The organism is Agarivorans sp. QJM3NY_33, from assembly GCF_050870865.2.
Taxonomy (GTDB): domain Bacteria; phylum Pseudomonadota; class Gammaproteobacteria; order Enterobacterales; family Celerinatantimonadaceae; genus Agarivorans.
In genome coordinates this window covers 1,089,421-1,108,266 of the sequence record NZ_CP194039.2, presented here as the reverse complement: position 1 = coordinate 1,108,266, position 18,846 = coordinate 1,089,421, and the positions used below count along the sequence as shown (strand labels likewise).

Sequence of the window (18,846 nt, the reverse complement as noted above, 5' to 3'; positions counted from 1 at the left end):
AATACAGCGCTGAGCCACGACAAAGCACTGTGACTTAGGGTAAGGCGATTAGATTAAGGTGGTTATCCCATTGCAGCGGGCTTTGTGCCCGCCAATCTTCCCCAGAGCCTCGTTGCCCGAGTAATTGGCCTTGCCCAGTGCTTGCTACCCAAGTCGTTTCGCCACCAGCCAAACCACAAACATCATCCATTTGCACTAAGTGACTCAACTCGCCTTGCGCCTCCGACCACACTCCCAATTTGGCCCCCCGAGGAGAACTGGCTAAAACTTCTCCCTGACTACAGGCAATACTGCCAACATAGCGATCGAATAAGCCCCAATAATCAGCATCGGGATCCAGAGCCACCAGCGGCCCCTCACCATGATGAGAGTACACAAGAGAACTAATTTCAGCCTCTGGATCTTGCCCCTGACAAGCCAACCATAGGGTATCGCTATGCGCTGAGTAAGCCAAATGACGAATACTAAGCTGATGATCAGCGAGGCTTCGACGCATTAAATGCTCACCATTAAGGCTGTTGAGATAAATCAAGGACGGACGCATCGTCGCAAGGTTAAGCTTTTCACGGCCTCGAGTATGGATCCCCCCCACAGCCACCACTAAACGTTGCCCAGGTAATACCAATAACTGATGGGGACCCAAGCCGCCAAGCGGCCAACGGGCACTTAGCTGCCAAGCCGTTGCCGAGTCGGAGCGTGAATAAACCAGCACATAACCTTCACTGCTATCCTGCTCGCCCGCGGTAACAAACATGCGCAAAGCATCTTCAGAGAAACTCGCATGCCCATAAAAATGCATGCCCATAGGTGGCTGCAGAGTATCGAGAATTTCACCGTGACGAGGATTAAATAGCACGATGAATTTCCCCGGGCGGCGCGCGACACAAGCCGCCAAATCAAACTCCGGTTTTGCCACGGCCACCTCATGGCCTCGCGCGGCCAAAGGGATTTGATATTGCACTGCCCCATCAAGCGTTACCGCGCTCAATTGATACTCCAGCTCTTGCTTGGAGCAGCCCAAGAGCAACATGTTGCTCGCTTGAGCATCGTCTGCTTCAAGTAATAATTTAGCCGCAAGCCCGGGACGAAACCAACCACAACCCAGGCTTAAACAACCGAGCCGCACCAATAACTGACGGCGATTTAATTTAGTCGCCATCATTATTATTAAACCCTAAATCAATCGACAAGGCTTGCGGGATCTGTTCCATAAACAAACTATCCAAGCGTGCCAGTTGTGGTTCAGCCTGCTGCCAAGCACTTAAATCGCTTTGCTCTGCTAACGGCTCTTGTTGAGGCATGCTGGCCAACACCGCCGCAAACTGTTGCGAAACCTGCTTGGCAAGCGTGGGCTCAAGCTGTTGCAGATAAACTGCCAAATATTTCGTATAACGTTGCTGTAATAAAGCGAGTTGTTGGTTGAGTAAGTGCAGGCTGATATTAGCGCGCCACGCTTCTCCTTGATAAGGTCGCAAGCGTTGATGTTTCTCGGAATAAAGCGCACGGTACTTGCGCAGCATAATACTACTTTGTAAACGATAGCTGTTCAGTAGATCGCTGCTTAACTGTGGAAAGAGCGGCGCTTGGTCTTGATGTATTGCAAGGCTTTGCAGGCCTTTACTCACGAGCGTCACCACGGGTAAATACCGACTGAACTGGGACGATAAGACATCGCAACGCTGTTTGGCCGTCAATTCACTAAATAATAAATACGCTTGGCTGCGCAAATTACTATGCGTGGTACTGAGCTTGGGTTCGGCCACACTTAATGCTGCCTTTACCTTGCGTCCCGTGGTGTCTTTTTTATCTGGCCAGTAACTAATCGCCCAATTTAATTTTAAGTCCAGCAGCGGCCCTAAGGCACTGGCCTGCAGGGGTAAATAAGCCTGATAATTAGCTTGCCAAGCTTGCTGACTGGCGGCTAAAGCAGCGGCACTAGGCGCAGCACAATAGCTTGCAACTTGCTGTTGATAAGCCTGCGCAGCCTCAAGTAACTGCCCCCCTAAACCGCTGATATACTGTTGCTCCTGCTTCAACCAAAGGCTTCGTGGGTTATTATCCGCCTGCACCGACGTCAACCCCAGCAATCCCAATAGGCTAAACGTCAGTACTCGTAAAAAATAAATATTCATGACAACTTCCTATAAGGAATTAACAAAAGCGACCAGAGCCTCTCGTTCGCTTTGACTTAAACCAGCAAAGGCCTGTCGAGCAGGTTTGGCTTCTCCGCCATGCCAAATAATCGCTTCGGTAACATTGCGCGCCCGACCATCATGCAGAAATTGACTATGACCATTCACCACCTTGGTTAAACCGATCCCCCACAATGGCGGCGTACGCCATTGCTGGCCATTGGCTAAATATTCCGGCCGACCATCAGCTAACTCACTGCCCATATCATGCAGCAACATATCAGTATAAGGATAAATTCGCTGCTCACTTAAAGCCGGTAAATGCGGGCGTTTAGCCGTAGTATAGCTGCGTCGATGACAACTATCACAAGCCAATTGAGTAAACAATTGATCACCCTGTTTCACCTGCGGATCGTTATAATCACGGCGTCGAGGAACACCAAGGTGACGCGAATAAAATTCAACAAAACCAAGCAGCTTATCACTCACCTCCGAACCATCGGGATCGACCCCAGAAGTCGCCGCTAAACAAGCCGTTTGAGGCCCGGTACAGTGATCTTTGCTAAATAACAAACTGGTAATGCCAATATCACCATTAAAGGCCGCCGCATTCTGCTGCATTAAGCTAGGTTGCCCGGCCTTCCAACCAAAACGCCCCAAAGTGAATTGCTGTGTTTGTTGATCCCATACTCGATTCGCCAGTCCACGGATCCCATCATGATCGCGGTCATCTGGATCAGCATTAGCCAAAATATCTTGCTCGCTAATACTTTCCAGCAAACCAAGGCCGATCATCGGCGAAGCCACCCGTGGCGAAAACATGGTATCGGGGTGCATCGGTCCATAACCGAGTTGATCCACCTGCAAGTGCGGCTCTCGCAGCGTCAACTGGCTCCCATCGGCAAACTGAAACGGTTTATCGGTATAACGAAAACGCACCCGGGCTTCGGGCGCGACACCCGCAATCGCTTGATCTTGAATTTGCCCCCCATAAGTCGGTTCCGGTACCACGCCGTCATGCTGTTGTTGGGCCTTTTGTTGCTCGCTCACCGCCGGAATACTGATCCGCACCAGCATCGATACCGCATTGTCGTCGCCAACTTCAGCGGGATGTCCACGACCATCTTTTAGGTGACAGTTTTGGCAAGCATTGGTATTAAACAAGGGGCCGAGGCCATCTCTGGCAATCGTGGTTGCTGGTGCAACTACCCACGGATTACGAAAGAAACTATTCCCGGTACTGAAATTTAAGCGACCTTCAAAATCTAAATTGGCTGCTGGCAAGGAAAAAGCATTCTCGTCCACTCGCCCCACGGTGGTCCCCCCACCCGGTTTTTTATCATTGGCCCAACTCGCGTTGCTTAACAGCAACGCTACAGCCATCAACTTTATCATCGTGACTTTCACGCTGACTCTCTCCCAAGATGAATAATTATTTTTGAAAGCACAAAAGGGAGCTATAGCTCCCTCATATGGTTTACCTGTTATTTTTAGAATTCGTGATCAGCGGTATCAGGATTCAAGTTTTCGATACCGAGCACTTTGGCACTGGCTTCAATGGCTCGGGTTTGCTCTACTAAAGCCATAATGGCACCATTAATCAGAGCATGACCTTGCAGGTTGTCAGCCGCAATGAGTTGGTCAAAGTGAACCCCATTAGTTTCGGCACTTTCTACTAACTTAGCCGTTTGCGCCATTGATTGAGCAAATGAGTAACGGTTATGCTCGGCAACTTTCGGGGCTTGTTGCGCCACCAATTGCGCCAAGCTGGCACCGCTAAAGCGCGACCCATCTAAACGCTGAAACTCAGCGAAATAGACATTGCTGATGCCACGGTTATTGTAGTAATGAGAGTTATGGGTATTGTCACTAAAGCAATCGTGCTCATCTTCGGTGGAATTGGCTTCTAAAGCGACTTTCATCCGTTCGCCAGCAAGTTCGCCCAAAGATAAGCTACCCATGCCAAACATCATTCGGCGCAAGGCCTGTTCACTCGGTTCGGCCATGAGTTGCGTTTGGTAATCACCGCCTTTAGCCCACTGCTGACTCATCCAAGCTAAATCACTCACCAGTAACTCACTCACCGCCGCTAGGTAATCGCCCCTGCGTTCACAGTGACCATGAGTACAAGCTTCACCCTTGGCATAATCAGTATAAGATCGCTCTCCTGCGCCGGGCTCTGTACCATGCAAATCTTGCCCCCATAATAAGAATTCAATCGCATGATAACCAGTTGCGACATTCGCTTCGGAGCCAGCAAGCTCATTCAGTGAAGCCAATAATTCTGGGGTAATATTCGTTAAATCAATTGCTTGCTCGCCTACCTGAAGAGTGGTACTGGCAATAATATTTGCAGTCGCACCAGGGTTACCAAGTTCATATTGGTAATCACTCGCCACATAATCGATCAGGCCTTCATCCAAGGGCCAAGCATTTAATTGACCTTCCCAATCATCAACGATTGGATTACCAAAACGAAACACTTCACTTTGCTGATAAAAACGACGGGCGACTTTCCAAGCTTGCTTTGCGGCCAGTAAATGCTGAGCTGAAGGCGCTTGGATAAGTGCCTGAGTCGTCTCTTGCAGCCTTAAAGCACTGCTATGTGCATCACTATATACAGCATGCGCCAATGCCGCATAATCTGCGACAACCTCTGTTTGTGTTACTTGAGCATACACACTAGTGGTCAGCAAGGCCGCTGACCCTAAGGCAATTTTAAATACGTGCATCGTCATCCCTTTCGATAATCTATATGATAATTGTTATCATTATCTTTGAGGCATGCTTTTAAGTAAACAAAAATTTGACCTTTTGTAACAAGGACACAACAGGAAACCTAATACACTGACATTTAATAACTTACAAAATGTCATTTGCCTGTCACATAATTTTTGTTAAATGCTCGCCGTCAGTTTGTTTTACAACTCACTTGAGGATTAAATCATGCTTAGCACCGTGAATGGGAAACAGTTTTGGAAGGCTTTACGCAAAAAGGGAATACCGCCATCGGTATTCGCAATGAAGGCCAATTGTTCATTAAATAGTGTATATAACTTAAAAGAACGTAGCTATATACCCGTTAAATTTGCGCAAGTATTAGACAGTATTCAGTAAGCAATATCAGCCTTGGAAAGGTGCAACAACCAGCCGCCTTATTCGTTCATCAAGCATTTACTGCCTTAGACAGCTGCCGTGACCGACATCTCAACTAAAATTTCTTGTCGAGCCATATGTGCTTGCACGCAAGCCCGAGCGGGCGGCGTCACATCACTAACCCATGCATCCCACACTTTGTTCATTTCTACAAAATCATCCATGCTGCGCAAATAAATAGTCACGCTTAATAGCTTCGACTTATCGGAACCAACGCTTGCCAGCAGTTGTTCCACTTTTTCAATCGTGGTACGCGTTTGCTCGGCAATACCATGGGCTGTGTCTTTAGCCACTTGGCCACATAAGTATACGGTATTATGGTGAACCACAGCTCGGCTCATTCAGGCTTTACTTTCAAAGTGTTGAATAGACATGTTAGGGCCTTAATAAATAGACTCGCAGTGCGAGTAAGCAAACAATAGATGATGTTAACGCGCTAACGATAGCGGGTAATGACGTTGCCCAGCCAATTGCTCAGCCAATTCCAGCACCTGCTGATAGGCGATACCTTGAGTGCTTTGTAATTCATTCATCGCCGCATTGGAGGCTTCGGCATTGAGTAAACCTAACTCACAAATATTCTTAATGATTTGCTCCGCGGCACTTAAGGCAGAAGAAAACTTAACAATTTCGGTTCGTGCGTAATGTGTCTTGTCAAAAGATACACTGGCTGCACGTAGGCTTGGATCACTCCCCGGAATTTGCTGCGCCCCAAACAGTGGCCGACCCGCCACAGCAGCATCTTTAAAACTAGGTAGGTAACGGGACATATGTTTTACTGCCTCTGCGGTGCGCAGCTCAACCTCTTCGCTTTGCCAGCCTTGAGTGAGCTTACGAGTCAGTAAAGGACTCAACTCGGGCTGAGCGCTATGCTCGCTAGATTTAACCAAACCGCCTTTAAACAAGGTAATGGTATCGGTCATCCCGTGCAGTTGAAATAAGCCATCGGGATAAGGGGTTAATTGCGCCATACCATTAGGGGTGCCGCGCTCACCATGCACGATCAACTCAGGCCAACGGCCATTTTGACTCGGCCAATTGGCTAAGTAAGCGGCTTTAAACTCGACCATACGACTGCGGCTTAACTTAGCCATATCATCCAACTCGCCGCTACGATAACCACAGGCGTTAATCAGATAGTCTACTTCGATAGTTTGGCGACCCTGCTGATCTTGATAATCAACGCGCCAACGCGGTGAACCGCCTTGCAACAGTTCGATATGCTGCACCTTGGTTGAGGTAAGCACTGAACAATCGGCTAAACGCTGCGTCGCCAAGGCCACCGTAGCGGCAACCCGCAACAAACTTAAGCCATATTCTTGCACCTGCACAAAAGGGTATTTGAAAGCCGATAAATCCAAGTATTTAGCCACCGGGATCATCCAATCATCCATGCTACGAGGTTGCTGTAGCGGCTCACGTTTAGCCAGCGCTTCCAGTTGTTCTCGACTATATAAACGATAGTAATCTTCTGCGGCACCAAGTTTTTGATTTTGCGGATCTTGTTGAATTAAATCTGCATAGTGCGCCTGCAACTTTCGCAACCGAGGCAGCAGCGCTTCAGGTTCACCGGGATCATTCATGGGGACGCTAATCACCGTAGGACGAAGATTGACCGCATGCGGAAAGACCCGCAAGGTATTAATCGACTGCTCTAACAGCTTAAGGCACTGTGCATCGGATATTTCTCGATATAGGTTCCCTCCCGCATGCAAATGGCAGGCTGGCGGGCCGTTCACCAAACTTGGACCTTGTTCAAATAAACTAACCTTCGCGCCCAGCTCGGCAAGTTTTAAAGCAACTGCGGAACCGGCAATACCGCCACCCACGATGGCAATCTGCGGAGAAAAGTCTGAATCTGTCCTCACTGGGGGAGTATTTGTCACTACACTGTCATCCACTGCTGAAAATATTCACTAGGCTCATCATTCTAACCGCCTCAATAGTGCAATGAAATACGCAACTGACAGATAGATCGATCGTAATATGAAGAAAACTAGAAGAAAAATTCAGAAATGAAAAAAGCCAGCTTATCAGCTGGCCTTTAAAATATTGGCAGGGGCGTAGGCTTCCACACTAAAACCATCAACAACCAATAAATAATAACAAAATAAATATTAAGCAGTACAAGGCTTACTTCCAAATGGCCTTAAACAAAAAGTTACTCCATCGCTATACTCAAAACTCGGCGATGAGTACTTGCGCATGTTTTGCTGCATAACGCCCAGCAGCTAACTCGTTAGCCTGAGCAGCAATATCTTTCGCTTCTGGAAGTATTAACCAAAATACCCTGGCTTTTTCAAACAAATACTTTTCTGGTGCACCTGAGACATCTAACTTTTCAAAGACAACTGAAACCGTAAGCACTAATTGCTTAGACGATGTCGCACGTCCAAAAAAAGGACCGAGTTGATGCACTGGATACCATATGCTACCGGCTGGGAATCGTTGCCCTTCTTTTAAATAAAGCGAGTAAGCCACATTATTGTTACTCGATTTACTATTCTGGTAAACGGCTAAGATATTTTTATGAAAATATCCGCCAGAAAATGGGAAGTGCTCTTTGAGTCGCTCATCCTCTACATAAGCGCCACACTCTCTAGCATGTGGCATAGAATGACGATAGCGATACTCTAAGCAGCCAAATTCCAACACTAAACGAGATAATGCGAGGTTAAAATCTTTACCAAACAGGCTATTTTCATAATAAGGTCCTAAGTCTTTCACCTCAGGGATTACTCGTTTCATAACGCTCGAAAACTGCCTATTGTAAGCAATACTCTGTAACTGACCGTCTTCAATCGCTTTTACAAACTGTGAAATCTGCCGTACTTGATACTTCCCCCATGACGCATAAGCAAACTTGCTATAACTACCGCTGTTATACGCAATAGCCGGAGGAGCAGACAAAAACAACACAGCAATAAGTAGACTAATTTTTGACATACAGCTTTCCTTTAACATTAAGCAAATCGCTTTGCGGTTCTGGCGATCAAATCTGCAAAGTCACTCACGTCTTCGGCCTCAACAATATACACACCGCTATGTTTTGCCCGCTTTTTAAGTACGCTGGCCACTGGCAGACTATTGACCCAAAAAGCTTGCGTTGTTTCACCAAAGCTATCGCGCAACATATCCAAGCGAAAAATAATCCGTTGACCTTCTTTTGAATCAGAATTACTGGTTTTACACTCTACGATATACAAACGATTATTAATTAGCGCAACAACATCGAGTTCATTGCGAAGAGGGGATTGAGGATCGCCATATTCAACCTCTACGCTCATGGCGATATCTTGTAGCTCCAACCCCTTGCGGCGAAGCTGATGCATTTGGTCAAAACAAAAATACTCCAACCAAAAACCATTACAAAATTCTTTAGCCTGCGCAGAGCGAAAATGAATACGATTTTCTTTGAGCTGCAACAAGCCCCGTTCGCTCATTTGTGCCAACATTTGTTGCAGCTGAGGGTTGTTTTTCTCTTGGTAACTTAGTTCTCGGTGAGCGATAAACGCTGCGTTTGACTTCATAGCATGATAATTAAGCTGACCTATCCCCTTAATTAAACACTCATTTTTTGCCGCCCAATCTCGAGCAATAGGAATATAAGCCTGTACCGTTTGCAAGCTTGTTTTACTAGATTTAACAGTAATACCCAATAAAGCCATAAAATCAGGGATCTTGATTTTATCAGGCACCTCTAAATCGGCTTGCTCCGCGGGATAAATATACCGCAAGTAGTCATTCTTTTTATCTAGCCAAACAATCGCAGCGTGCTGCTGTTTGCCCCATTCAATTAAACGCGTTTGGAGGTCAATATTGCCTTGAGTAACATTTAACACCATGTTTTGTGTTACGTACTCGGACAAACACTCCAACAAGGGTTGCTGTAGTTTAAGCAGCTCGATGCAGTGGACTGCTATGCCCTTTGGCCTTAATAAATCAACCAAGTGTTTTAGTTTAAAATTGAGAGGCTGAATAGCCAACAATATCAATCGCTGGGCTTTCACTTTGGGGTTTAAAAATGGCGTAACCACAGAGATAGGGTCGTTGTCTAATAAAGCGATATGAGTATCGGCTTGCTCTAACATCAATTGTTAACATCCTTATTATTTAAACTGCCAATTCTAGTTCGTAAACCCAATAGTGGTGTACCTTATGGCACACTAACATGGCCAGTTTTCCCACTCTTTGGCCATGCGCTCAATACTACTTTGCGGCACCCCGTGAATATTAGGAAACTTACCCTGGCATTCTTTTACCACTAACTCTGCATCATAAGTTTTTGCAAGTAAGACATAAGGCTCTATTTCCCAACGCTTTACAAAAGTATTAGCCACAACCACATCCTCACCATGAAACAAGCAACGCTCTGCCTGTAGCTCACACCAGCGATGTGCAGCCTTAAGTTTACTTGGGTCAAAGTGGTATTCACCTAGAGAATTAATAAAGAACTGATCGGCCTCGTAATGCTTTGCAACTAGTTTTTTTGCTAAGGTACTTTTACCGCTACCGGGTAAACCTCTAATTAAAGTTAAAATGGCCATAACTTTAATCCTGTGTATAAACCAGCGATCAACACACCACCAGCCAATAATAAGCCTTTTAAACGGGGCAAGAGCCACTTCCTCGTAACTCCAGCACATTGATGCTGCAACTTGGTAAACCACAATGAATATTTACCAATCCACTGATAAAAATAGCGGCTCACAACATACAATAGCAACAGTATGGTAAGCACCATAGCCACCCAAGGTAAATCAATCCCCTCTTCTGGCGGCATTAACCACTTCTCGTTTAAGCTCATAATAGGGCTAAAGAAAAACAAAATTGCAGCAAACATAAATTTGGTTCTGCGTTGCCACTTGGCTTCTAAGTAGTCACCGAGTTCAGCTACCTCGCTAGACACTACTTCATACTGCTGCTGCAGTTTAAAGGCTTGGTTGAATTTGTTAAAAACCTCGGCACCTAAAAAATCGGTGGTCACCTCCCTAAACCAGTAGTGATTTCTAAAGCGCTGAAACTGTTCCATATTTTGCTTACTGTAAAATACATTCGCCATATCGTGGTCAATAATCGTGCGCGACAAACAGTCCAACCTAAAGCGATTACGATAAGACAATAGGTACAAAGGCAGGTACAGTTGCTCAGCACTATACCTAATTGGCATGCTATCGTGGTAAGCCACAAACACGGCACTATCTCTTAGAACCAAGCCCGCCCAATGCTCCCATACTTCTATAAAGTTATCTTCAACTTGGGCGCGTATGTATTCCGCCGAATACTGCCAACCAGGTCCATCACCGCCCACACTTGCCGCTTCGTTAGACACACAAGCTAGCTCAAAAGGAATTAAATCACGCCAAGTGGCATAGCCAGCAATAATGGCCCGTTGTGATGCCGCTAAGCCTTGATCCCATTGCCCAGTATTTAATAACACTTGGCTATTTTCGTGATAATTTACCTTAGGATCACTGATTGGTGCACTCCAAGCTAACTCGTGATTTTTATCCAAGTGTTGGGTATACGCCACTACAAACAATTTGCAATAACGCTGAAAACAATCAAATACCTTCTCAGCATCTAGGCTGGGCGTGACGACAGCCAATAATGGTGAGTAGTAACCCAGCTTAGCCTTAGGCGCTTTAACAAACCCCAAGCATTGCTCTAGAATAAAGGTGTCCCAAAAGCTAATGGCTTTAGCGCCCTCAGCCTCAACTTGAATATCGCCATCATTAAAATCTCGTAAGGTACGATTTAATAGGCTCACCGAGCTTATTGACGCGGGCTTAACCAGGCTGCTCACCTTAAACACTAGCTGGCCAACACCGTCGCCAAATAGCAGTATATCTATCCAGTCTATTTTAAACGGCAGTAGAAGAGGCGCTTTATTATGCTGCTTAACCTTTAGTGTTAAGGTTTGCTGTATCCATTGCGAAGAATCTAAAGAAAACAGCAAAGACTCTGCCATTTGCGCAGACCCAACATCGGTTGCTACCCGTTCCGAGATAAACTTAGCCGTATCAGCTTCGCTGTAAAAATCGCCTTCGAAGGGCGTTTCACCAAACATAATTTGGTGACTTTGTGGAGTCATAATAGCCTTAGGGAAAAAACACCTAGGCTTCCCATTAAAATCGCTTAACTCTTTAGGGTCGCTATGCTCATCGCTTAACATGGCCATATAAGGATGAACTCGCCAGTGGCGTGAAAACAGCTCAGCCACGTAGGCCTGTAAGTGTTTACCATAGCGTAAACCCTTAGCATTAAGCTGGTGCTCAAAGGCCACAATCATTACTGTGCTTTGCTCTGTAAAATTAACTGGCTCTGGGTAGTGACCATTATTGAGCCTAGCGGTATTTACCGACATCCCTGTCATCCTCTCGCGAATAAGTAAACCAATAATGACTAAAGCATTAGGCCTAAGTCAATGATGTAAAACAACAACTCCCCACTGCAATATTAGTTTAGTGGCTTATCTATCTTCGTTTAGGGAAAAAGCCTTAATCATCATGCTTCAGCTACCTTACGGCATGTGCTGATGCAACTCTTATGAAGATATTGGCACTACGGTAGAAGAAAGTTTCGACTGCCTTTACGGCATGTGCTGATGCAACATGGCCGACGAAACCTTCATGTGATGGAGAAGTAGTTTCGACTGCCTCTACGGCATGTGCTGATGCAACATGAATTAAACAGATCTATTGCTTTAAGTTGTTTGTTTCGACTGCCTTTACGGCATGTGCTGATGCAACGCAATGGTGTATAAAAGCTCTAATCTAATTAAGTTTCGACTGCCTCTACGGCATGTGCTGATGCAACGCTGCTATAAGCAGCTTCGAAAAAGAGACTAAGTTTCGACTGCCTCTACGGCATGTGCTGATGCAACGATAGTGATGGATTACTAACTGACTCTGAAATTGGTTTCGACTGCCTCTACGGCATGTGCTGATGCAACGAAATACCAGAAGATGAAATTTCAAAAATGAGCGTTTCGACTGCCTCTACGGCATGTGCTGATGCAACAGATGGCAGAAGCCTTTGGCTATGCTGCTTAATGTTTCGACTGCCTCTACGGCATGTGCTGATGCAACATACAGCTGAAGGCTTTGCCTTATCTTTTTCTCGGTTTCGACTGCCTCTACGGCATGTGCTGATGCAACCTGAAATCAGCGGCACTATTGGACATATAGAACTGTTTCGACTGCCTCTACGGCATGTGCTGATGCAACGCTTGGCAAGTGATTTATCAGGGTCACTATCTAGTTTCGACTGCCTCTACGGCATGTGCTGATGCAACTTTTATATCTTATCCCAATGATAGTTACTCTAAGTTTCGACTGCCTCTACGGCATGTGCTGATGCAACACTTTGAAGATGTACTCAAGGAAATGAGCTATAAGTTTCGACTGCCTCTACGGCATGTGCTGATGCAACCATTCAATCCTCAGAAAAATGTCTCGTTACTTCAGTTTCGACTGCCTCTACGGCATGTGCTGATGCAACAGTCCAGGCAGTAACCATAAGTGAAGCCAATGTAGTTTCGACTGCCTCTACGGCATGTGCTAATGCAACTCTCCACTTCAATGGGGTAGTTATCATGACGAAGTTTCGACTGCCTCTACGGCATGTGCTAATGCAACAGAAGAAATAAATTGGAATGATCATCTGCTTAAGTTTCGACTGCCTCTACGGCATGTGCTAATGCAACTATAGAGTACGCTCTAAAGGTATCAAAAAATACGTTTCGACTGCCTCTACGGCATGTGCTAATGCAACTCTTTATACTTTAATTAGTTTACGGACAAAGGTTGTTTCGACTGCCTCTACGGCATGTGCTAATGCAACGCGTAACCATGCGTGTAAACGACAATCCTGTTAAGTTTCGACTGCCTCTACGGCATGTGCTAATGCAACCATCTGCTGATGGTCGCTGACAAAGGAGGAAAGTTTCGACTGCCTCTACGGCATGTGCTAATGCAACGGATTGGGACACCTCATAAAAGATGATAAAATCAGTTTCGACTGCCTCTACGGCATGTGCTAATGCAACAGCGTTTGTTTTAGCCCTTAACGGGCGCGCTCTGCAAGCAGCACAATGGTGAACCTTTTCACGCACTGCATCAACAAGCTCTATACTAGCACGATATAGCTAAAAGCATAAGGCTTTATGCACTTAAGTTCTTGTTTTTAAAGAGCTGGTGAAACATTCTCAGCATTTACGAGTAAGTGCTTGATTTTACATAACTTGCCTAATTAGGCCATTTTTTTACTTAGGTTTAACTACAACACCGTGGCCGAAGGAAATACCCCTACCGCTTGGCCGGTAATAGTGGCCGAGCGTGCCAAGGTGGTAGCATTAATATAGTAAAAGCGCAGGTCGTCTTCTTCACCTTCACTGTCTGCTAAAATTTTTTGCAGTTGCGTTTTTAATTGTTTTAGTTGCACTTCGCCACTAAAGGCCACTTCAAATACCGAACGCTGTACCCGCTGCCCATATACTAATAATTCGTTACCTAACCTACGGCGGGTTCGATTATCTTCTATGTCAAAACACACTAGATAGGTAAGCTTCATGGTTATACCTTACCTGGCTAACCACGGGCTAAAATGGCTTTGTTCTTGGTTTATCCACGCAATTAAGTTGTAGTTTTGTTGCGCGAGTAAATCTAAGGCCGATACCTGATCGCCTTTATCATTGGCAAACTGAGGCGTTTGTAACTGCTCTATAAGATATTTACACCAAAACTGTTTGGTCTCTTTATTGAGCCACGATTGGCCTTGGTAATCGGTAAAGTGTTCAAGCTTAATTTGCCCGCGGTTAATCACACTTAATACACTGCGATCCACTAGATATCTAAAAGGCTCCATTAAATCTGAAGCTAGTGCCGAATGAGTACCTCGAGAATGATGATAACCACCAATCGTGGGGCACAAACCTGCGCTACGCAGTAAGCTATCGGTGTGGCTGTATAGCAAACTATAGCCAAAAGATAACAAACTGTTTATGGGATCTTTGGGGTAGCGTTTTTGTCTATGGGTAAATTGCCATTGTTTATCGATAAGGCTTGAAAAACTATGCCAATAGCCTTTTGCCGCTTGCCCCTCTACCCCTAAACACTGCTCTAAGCTGTGTATTTTGGGCAACATTTTTAAACCACCATTTAAACTCTCGCACTGGGTTTTACGCTGCCTTAGTAGCTCTTTTAAGCTGCGAATTTTGGCTTCGACTAAACTTTGAGAAAAGGCCATTTGGTTTTTCTCTTCGCTAAAATGGGCTGCTTGCTTTAAGTGCAAGGCTGGGTTGTGGCTAAGTAAGGCGGCACAGCCTTGGTATTTACCAAAATGGCTAGCAAAGTGAACTGGCACTTGCAGCTGCATTGCCTTAGTTAAGGCTTGAGTAGTAATTTGATGATGCCCCAGCAGTACAATACACTCTAAATGGTGCAGGGGCAGCTCTGCAATGGCTTCGCCCTCGCGCTCTACCCTTATGCGCGAGTGCTGTAAATTAAGCAGGCAAGGGTCACCGCTTATGCAAAGGGTTTGCTTGGCGGTAGCACTAAAAAATAGTTGGCTTTTATTGCTATTCTCTGGTGCTAAAATCGGCTTGTTAGGCAAGGCATCTGAGTAGGTGTTTTGCTTGCTCTCTATCACCATATCATTAATAAACAAGTAACCTAAAAAGTGTACGCCACTGGCAAAGCGGCGCACTCGCGTTTTTTGCTCATTAAGCTCTAGATCATGTTCGGCCAGCAAGCTTTGCACTAGCTCTTTGGCCTGCTCTGCTTGATTCTTCTTTTTGCACAGTATGATAAAGTCGTCAGCGTAGCGCACTAATTGGTAATCTAGCTTAATTAATACCGAGTCGAGGTGATCTAACATTAAATTGGCGAGCACTGGGCTTAGTGAACTGCCCAGATGCAAACCACTGCTTTGATGGTCTTGATAGTGTTCGGGCAATGCTTCACGTTGAATATTGGCGTGCAAGTAGCGGTCTATTAGTGGCCAAAGCGGGTCGTTTCCATACAGGCAAGCTAAGCGATTTTGAATTCGTTCTAGCTCTACCGAGGGGAAAAAACTACAAATGTCGGCATCTAGTGCGTAGGCATAACCTTGGCGAACTAGGGCTAATATTTTGTCTTTAGCTGCTAGGCGAGAAAAACCACGCCTATAGCCATAGCTGCGCTCGCTGTATAAACAGTCTAGGCTTTGGCTAAACCAGCGACTTAAGGTTTTTAAGACTACCTTATCGGTAAAACTAGGAATAAGCAGCAAGCGCTCTTTTTTGCCCGGCTCTTGCAATAAACTTGGGTATAAAGGCTCTGGCCAATAATGGCCTTGCTGTAATTGCTGATACAGGAGGTGAATGTCGGCTCTGGCAGCATAGGCTTTGGGCTGACCGCTCAGTTTCTCTAGTTCGTAGTGAAATGCACTTTCAATATCTTGTATATTTAATGCTTCATTTAATAAGCTGGTAGCGCGTTCTAGCTGCGGACCAATGCTTTGACCATCTTGGGTGAGCAGGCGATAACGGCCGCAACCAAAGCGTCGATTTTCACCAATGCCAATATATTGCCCCATCACTAACCATTGCCACTGAGCTTGTGTTAAGGCTGGTAAATTAAGATCAATACTGCCGAGCAAACCATTAATGGGCTTTAAACGAGCAGGCTTATCTTGGCTACTCCCTTCAACTCGGCCATAGTAGGCGTCTACCCAAAACAAATCACTATCTAACCACTCAGCCGCAGGCGGCGCTGGCCTTCGGGCGCGTTCTAGTTGGGGCTTAAGCTGTTGTTGCAGCGAAGCCAGCGCATCAAAAATACGCTCAAACACTAACTCGGCACTAAGATCTGCTTCGCATTGGCACAATGGGGCGCCGCGGTTTTTTTTCTTTAGTTGTGGTTGGCTATTACGCGGCTTTAGCCGCAGCGGGCTAACAAACTGCAAGCTTAATTGGCTAGGAGCATACTCTTGCCATAAGCCTATTTGCTGATCTATCGAATCTTGATCGATAACCGCAGCTGCACTGGGTTCGGCCAACAAGCCGCCGCTCAAACCATCTTTTATCGAGCGAAGCTCTACATTAGTACCAATATGCCCACTACAACCCGCTTGCTGGGCGGAATATGGCAAATTATCTAAGCGTTCAAATAGTTGTTCTATTAGGTTTAAATCTTCACCAAACTGGCAAAGGTAAAAACTGTAAGCATCACCCGTTTGATAATGCTGCCTACCCGACTCTGGAGTATGAATAGCTAATGAGAAAAAGGCTTGATGGCTGCTTTTTAGCATGGTGCGAATAAAACTGGTTACCACCGCTTGGTGAAAAAACGGCAGGCTTGTATCACAAGTAAATCGCCAATTTACTTGATAGATACGAATAGGCAGTAAAGCACTAAAACTAGGCTCTGCTTCGCTACCAGGGGTATACGGGTTTATAGCATCAGTTTGTTGCAAGGCCTTCCTCCGCGTTGCTGCCCAAGGCCTTAACATCGGCTTTTATGTTTGCTTGAGTTAAGGAAATAGGGCTACTAGTTAGCAGCGATTTAAGCTCGCCAATTAAGGCGTTATATAAATATGCGGGTTGCTGTGTTGGCTCCTTAGCAAACACACTAAATAGGTCTTTTACTAATGATTGATTTAGAAACTGTAGCTGCCCTTGCGCTTCACCTTTATTTTCCCATAGGCCAATAATAGGAGCTCTAAAATGCGCATATACTTGATGCGCCATGCTGTCGGGTAAATAACCGTGAGTGATGGCGTTACGATAATCTCGCGCTTTACTATTGCTTGCTTCAAGCTTGTGTTTTAAAGCTGCTTCATAGCGGTTTACAGGATGAATTAAGGCTGCTTTGTAGTCATCTTTATCTGTGAAACATAATACATCTAAGAATACATTTCGATTCTCTTTGTAACCATTTAGACATTTATCCAAGCCATCACTAAGTTTTAGTGTTTTTGCTTCTTCTTGGAATTGCTTTAACTCAGTTAAAAAATACTGTTTAAGCCAATTATTGTTAGGGGTATAGGTAAGTCTATCGTTAAGGATAAACCGGCGAGATTTTGTTGATGCACTCATAAAATCTTCAATACTGAAGGCCTTTAGCGTTGGCTCCTCAACTAGGCGCCCCCAGTTTTCATACACGGTAGGGCTTTTAACCGAAGGCTGTTTTGTAACATGCTGTTTAAGCAGCTTTTCAAAGACTTTATTGACCCTTTCGAAGTTATTCGATGATGGCCACTCTCCTTGTTGATGGTAATAATTAAAATCATTACCAATAGTCACTTTTGCCAGTAAATCATATTTGGCAATATCTAATAGATCACAGGTGTAACGCACCGCATCTTGCACGTTTTCTTGTTGCAGTGCGGCCTCTACTTTAAAGGCCATCCATACACTACGTGGCATACTGTTAGGCTGGTTTTGATAAGGCAACACCCCCTTAAAAATGGCCATTACATCTTGGAGTGGCAGTTTACCTTGTAACCAGCCAGCTAAGGTGCACACCGCTGTTACCCATTGCTGATCGATGGCAAAGCTTTGGCTAGAAATAGGCCAACATTTAGGATTAGCCTTGCTGGTTTCATTTGGGTAAAGCAAGCGCGCAGTAGTGGCTGCGCCTTCAAAGTTACCGTGTTCAATTAAGTCGATTACTTGACGCCGAGCGCGGTAAGATTCGGCGGGAGCAACTTCACTATGATCAAACCAACTAGCCTGGCTGGCTGAAAGATTGGCTTGAGCAGATCCCTGCCCAGGCTCAACTAAGGTGCTTACTTGCTTAAAGTAGAGGCTTGCAGCTGCTTGTATTTGCGGTTTAAATTCTGGAAATCCGCCACTGGATAAATACATTAGTTGGGCATCAGTTCCAAACTCTTTGGCAAGTTGCCCTAGAGCATCGTCTACCCGCTGCATCGCCAAACGGGAAACGGGGTTATCTAGACCATGACCTTTGTAGTCGTTAATTTCATCATTAATATAGTTGTAAAAACGACTGTAGCCACATATGGGCTGTGAACTTAAATGCTGCCACTGCCCACCATATTCTAACCCTAGCTCTTGGGCGAACCATTGTGCAACAACTGCTCCTGCGCCGTAAGGCTCTGACTTACTAAAAGAGCTGGCTTCCCCCCTGTCAGTATTTAGTATCAGCGCTCCGTCTATACGAATTGCTTGCTGCTGTAGCATATGAACAAAAGGAACTAATTTGGCTGCAACTAAAGGTAGTGCGTCCTCCTCTGCTTTGCTCCAGATAATCTTGTCACGGTTGCTTAATGCATTACCATTAAAGCTTAAAGACTGAACATTTCGCTCGTTAAGGTTGGCATTATCTATAGCTTTTAACAATGAGGGGAACTGCTGCACATCGTCACAGCTTAACAGCTGGAATGCTTTACCAATAGCACGGTCATCCAGCAGAAAATCGTAAAACTGTCGCTGAAAAGAGGGGCCAATTTTTAGCAACTGTTCATTTCCTTCACCACCATAAACCACTTTCAGATCTGAAGTGCCAACGGTAACTATGAGCAGTGTTTTTTGGTTACTTAGCTTCGCCATAAA

Annotated in this window: 14 protein-coding genes and 1 CRISPR repeat array; of the genes, 1 reads left to right on the top strand and 13 read right to left on the bottom strand. The window is 45.4% G+C overall.

Annotated features, from left to right (window positions below; all coding sequences use genetic code 11):
• Positions 1 to 34: 34 nt before the first annotated feature.
• The 4 genes from ACRRSY_RS04970 to ACRRSY_RS04955 all read right to left on the bottom strand — a co-directional run bounded on the left by ACRRSY_RS04970 (position 35) and on the right by ACRRSY_RS04955 (position 4,864).
• On the bottom strand, positions 35 to 1,162 hold the full coding sequence (locus ACRRSY_RS04970; protein ID WP_432464459.1) for a DUF1513 domain-containing protein: 1,128 nt from the start codon (positions 1,160 to 1,162) through the stop codon (positions 35 to 37).
• Positions 1,149 to 2,132 (bottom strand): imelysin family protein, encoded by a 984-nt coding sequence (locus tag ACRRSY_RS04965; RefSeq protein ID WP_432461059.1) that lies wholly within the window; start codon positions 2,130 to 2,132, stop codon positions 1,149 to 1,151. Before ACRRSY_RS04965 ends, ACRRSY_RS04970 begins: the two co-directional genes overlap by 14 nt.
• Before the next feature lie 9 nt (positions 2,133 to 2,141).
• Positions 2,142 to 3,539 (bottom strand): di-heme oxidoredictase family protein, encoded by a 1,398-nt coding sequence (locus ACRRSY_RS04960; RefSeq protein ID WP_432454262.1) that lies wholly within the window; start codon positions 3,537 to 3,539, stop codon positions 2,142 to 2,144.
• 83 nt (positions 3,540 to 3,622) lie between these two features.
• The gene (locus tag ACRRSY_RS04955; protein WP_432464458.1) at positions 3,623 to 4,864 is read right to left on the bottom strand and encodes an imelysin family protein; all 1,242 of its coding nucleotides are present in this window, start codon (positions 4,862 to 4,864) and stop codon (positions 3,623 to 3,625) included.
• A 214-nt stretch (positions 4,865 to 5,078) separates the two neighbouring features.
• Between ACRRSY_RS04955 and ACRRSY_RS04950 the strand changes: the two genes are divergently transcribed.
• On the top strand, positions 5,079 to 5,249 hold the full coding sequence (locus tag ACRRSY_RS04950; RefSeq protein ID WP_432454264.1) for a hypothetical protein: 171 nt from the start codon (positions 5,079 to 5,081) through the stop codon (positions 5,247 to 5,249).
• 65 nt (positions 5,250 to 5,314) lie between these two features.
• On the opposite strand, the gene ACRRSY_RS04945 is transcribed toward ACRRSY_RS04950, so the two are convergent.
• From ACRRSY_RS04945 to ACRRSY_RS04905, 9 genes are all read right to left on the bottom strand, one after another.
• Positions 5,315 to 5,629: a RidA family protein gene (locus ACRRSY_RS04945; RefSeq protein ID WP_432464457.1), complete on the bottom strand. Its 315-nt coding sequence runs from the start codon at positions 5,627 to 5,629 to the stop codon at positions 5,315 to 5,317.
• 87 nt (positions 5,630 to 5,716) lie between these two features.
• Positions 5,717 to 7,174, bottom strand: coding sequence for an FAD-dependent oxidoreductase (locus ACRRSY_RS04940; RefSeq protein ID WP_432464456.1), 1,458 nt, complete (start codon positions 7,172 to 7,174; stop codon positions 5,717 to 5,719).
• Between the two features lie 292 nt (positions 7,175 to 7,466).
• Positions 7,467 to 8,234: a hypothetical protein gene (locus ACRRSY_RS04935; RefSeq protein WP_432464455.1), complete on the bottom strand. Its 768-nt coding sequence runs from the start codon at positions 8,232 to 8,234 to the stop codon at positions 7,467 to 7,469.
• A 17-nt stretch (positions 8,235 to 8,251) separates the two neighbouring features.
• The gene (locus ACRRSY_RS04930; RefSeq protein ID WP_432464454.1) at positions 8,252 to 9,379 is read right to left on the bottom strand and encodes a Card1-like endonuclease domain-containing protein; all 1,128 of its coding nucleotides are present in this window, start codon (positions 9,377 to 9,379) and stop codon (positions 8,252 to 8,254) included.
• A 75-nt stretch (positions 9,380 to 9,454) separates the two neighbouring features.
• On the bottom strand, positions 9,455 to 9,835 hold the full coding sequence (locus ACRRSY_RS04925; RefSeq protein ID WP_432464453.1) for an AAA family ATPase: 381 nt from the start codon (positions 9,833 to 9,835) through the stop codon (positions 9,455 to 9,457).
• The gene (locus ACRRSY_RS04920) at positions 9,823 to 11,655 is read right to left on the bottom strand and encodes a hypothetical protein (protein ID WP_432464452.1); all 1,833 of its coding nucleotides are present in this window, start codon (positions 11,653 to 11,655) and stop codon (positions 9,823 to 9,825) included. The genes ACRRSY_RS04925 and ACRRSY_RS04920 overlap by 13 nt, the downstream gene beginning before the upstream one ends.
• 212 nt (positions 11,656 to 11,867) lie before the next feature.
• A CRISPR array of direct repeats spans positions 11,868 to 13,338; the repeat unit is 35 nt; unit sequence GTTTCGACTGCCTCTACGGCATGTGCTGATGCAAC.
• A 230-nt stretch (positions 13,339 to 13,568) separates the two neighbouring features.
• Entirely contained in the window at positions 13,569 to 13,862 is a 294-nt protein-coding gene (cas2, locus tag ACRRSY_RS04915) for a CRISPR-associated endonuclease Cas2 (RefSeq protein WP_432464451.1), read from the bottom strand.
• Positions 13,863 to 13,871: 9 nt separating this feature from the next.
• Positions 13,872 to 16,745 (bottom strand): CRISPR-associated endonuclease Cas1, encoded by a 2,874-nt coding sequence (gene cas1, locus ACRRSY_RS04910; protein ID WP_432464450.1) that lies wholly within the window; start codon positions 16,743 to 16,745, stop codon positions 13,872 to 13,874.
• A complete protein-coding gene (locus tag ACRRSY_RS04905) occupies positions 16,732 to 18,843 on the bottom strand; it encodes a hypothetical protein (RefSeq protein ID WP_432464449.1) in 2,112 nt (703 codons plus the stop codon). The genes cas1 and ACRRSY_RS04905 overlap by 14 nt, the downstream gene beginning before the upstream one ends.
• Positions 18,844 to 18,846: the final 3 nt, after the last annotated feature.

Coding starts and splice junctions, on each gene's coding strand:
- ACRRSY_RS04970 (WP_432464459.1), bottom strand. CDS start 1,162: ATGATGGCGACTAAATTAAATCGCCGTCAGTTATTGGTGCGGCTCGGT.
- ACRRSY_RS04965 (WP_432461059.1), bottom strand. CDS start 2,132: ATGAATATTTATTTTTTACGAGTACTGACGTTTAGCCTATTGGGATTG.
- ACRRSY_RS04955 (WP_432464458.1), bottom strand. CDS start 4,864: ATGCACGTATTTAAAATTGCCTTAGGGTCAGCGGCCTTGCTGACCACT.
- ACRRSY_RS04950 (WP_432454264.1), top strand. CDS start 5,079: ATGCTTAGCACCGTGAATGGGAAACAGTTTTGGAAGGCTTTACGCAAA.
- ACRRSY_RS04945 (WP_432464457.1), bottom strand. CDS start 5,629: ATGAGCCGAGCTGTGGTTCACCATAATACCGTATACTTATGTGGCCAA.
- ACRRSY_RS04935 (WP_432464455.1), bottom strand. CDS start 8,234: ATGTCAAAAATTAGTCTACTTATTGCTGTGTTGTTTTTGTCTGCTCCT.
- ACRRSY_RS04930 (WP_432464454.1), bottom strand. CDS start 9,379: ATGTTAGAGCAAGCCGATACTCATATCGCTTTATTAGACAACGACCCT.
- ACRRSY_RS04925 (WP_432464453.1), bottom strand. CDS start 9,835: ATGGCCATTTTAACTTTAATTAGAGGTTTACCCGGTAGCGGTAAAAGT.
- ACRRSY_RS04920 (WP_432464452.1), bottom strand. CDS start 11,655: ATGTCGGTAAATACCGCTAGGCTCAATAATGGTCACTACCCAGAGCCA.
- cas2 (WP_432464451.1), bottom strand. CDS start 13,862: ATGAAGCTTACCTATCTAGTGTGTTTTGACATAGAAGATAATCGAACC.
- ACRRSY_RS04905 (WP_432464449.1), bottom strand. CDS start 18,843: ATGGCGAAGCTAAGTAACCAAAAAACACTGCTCATAGTTACCGTTGGC.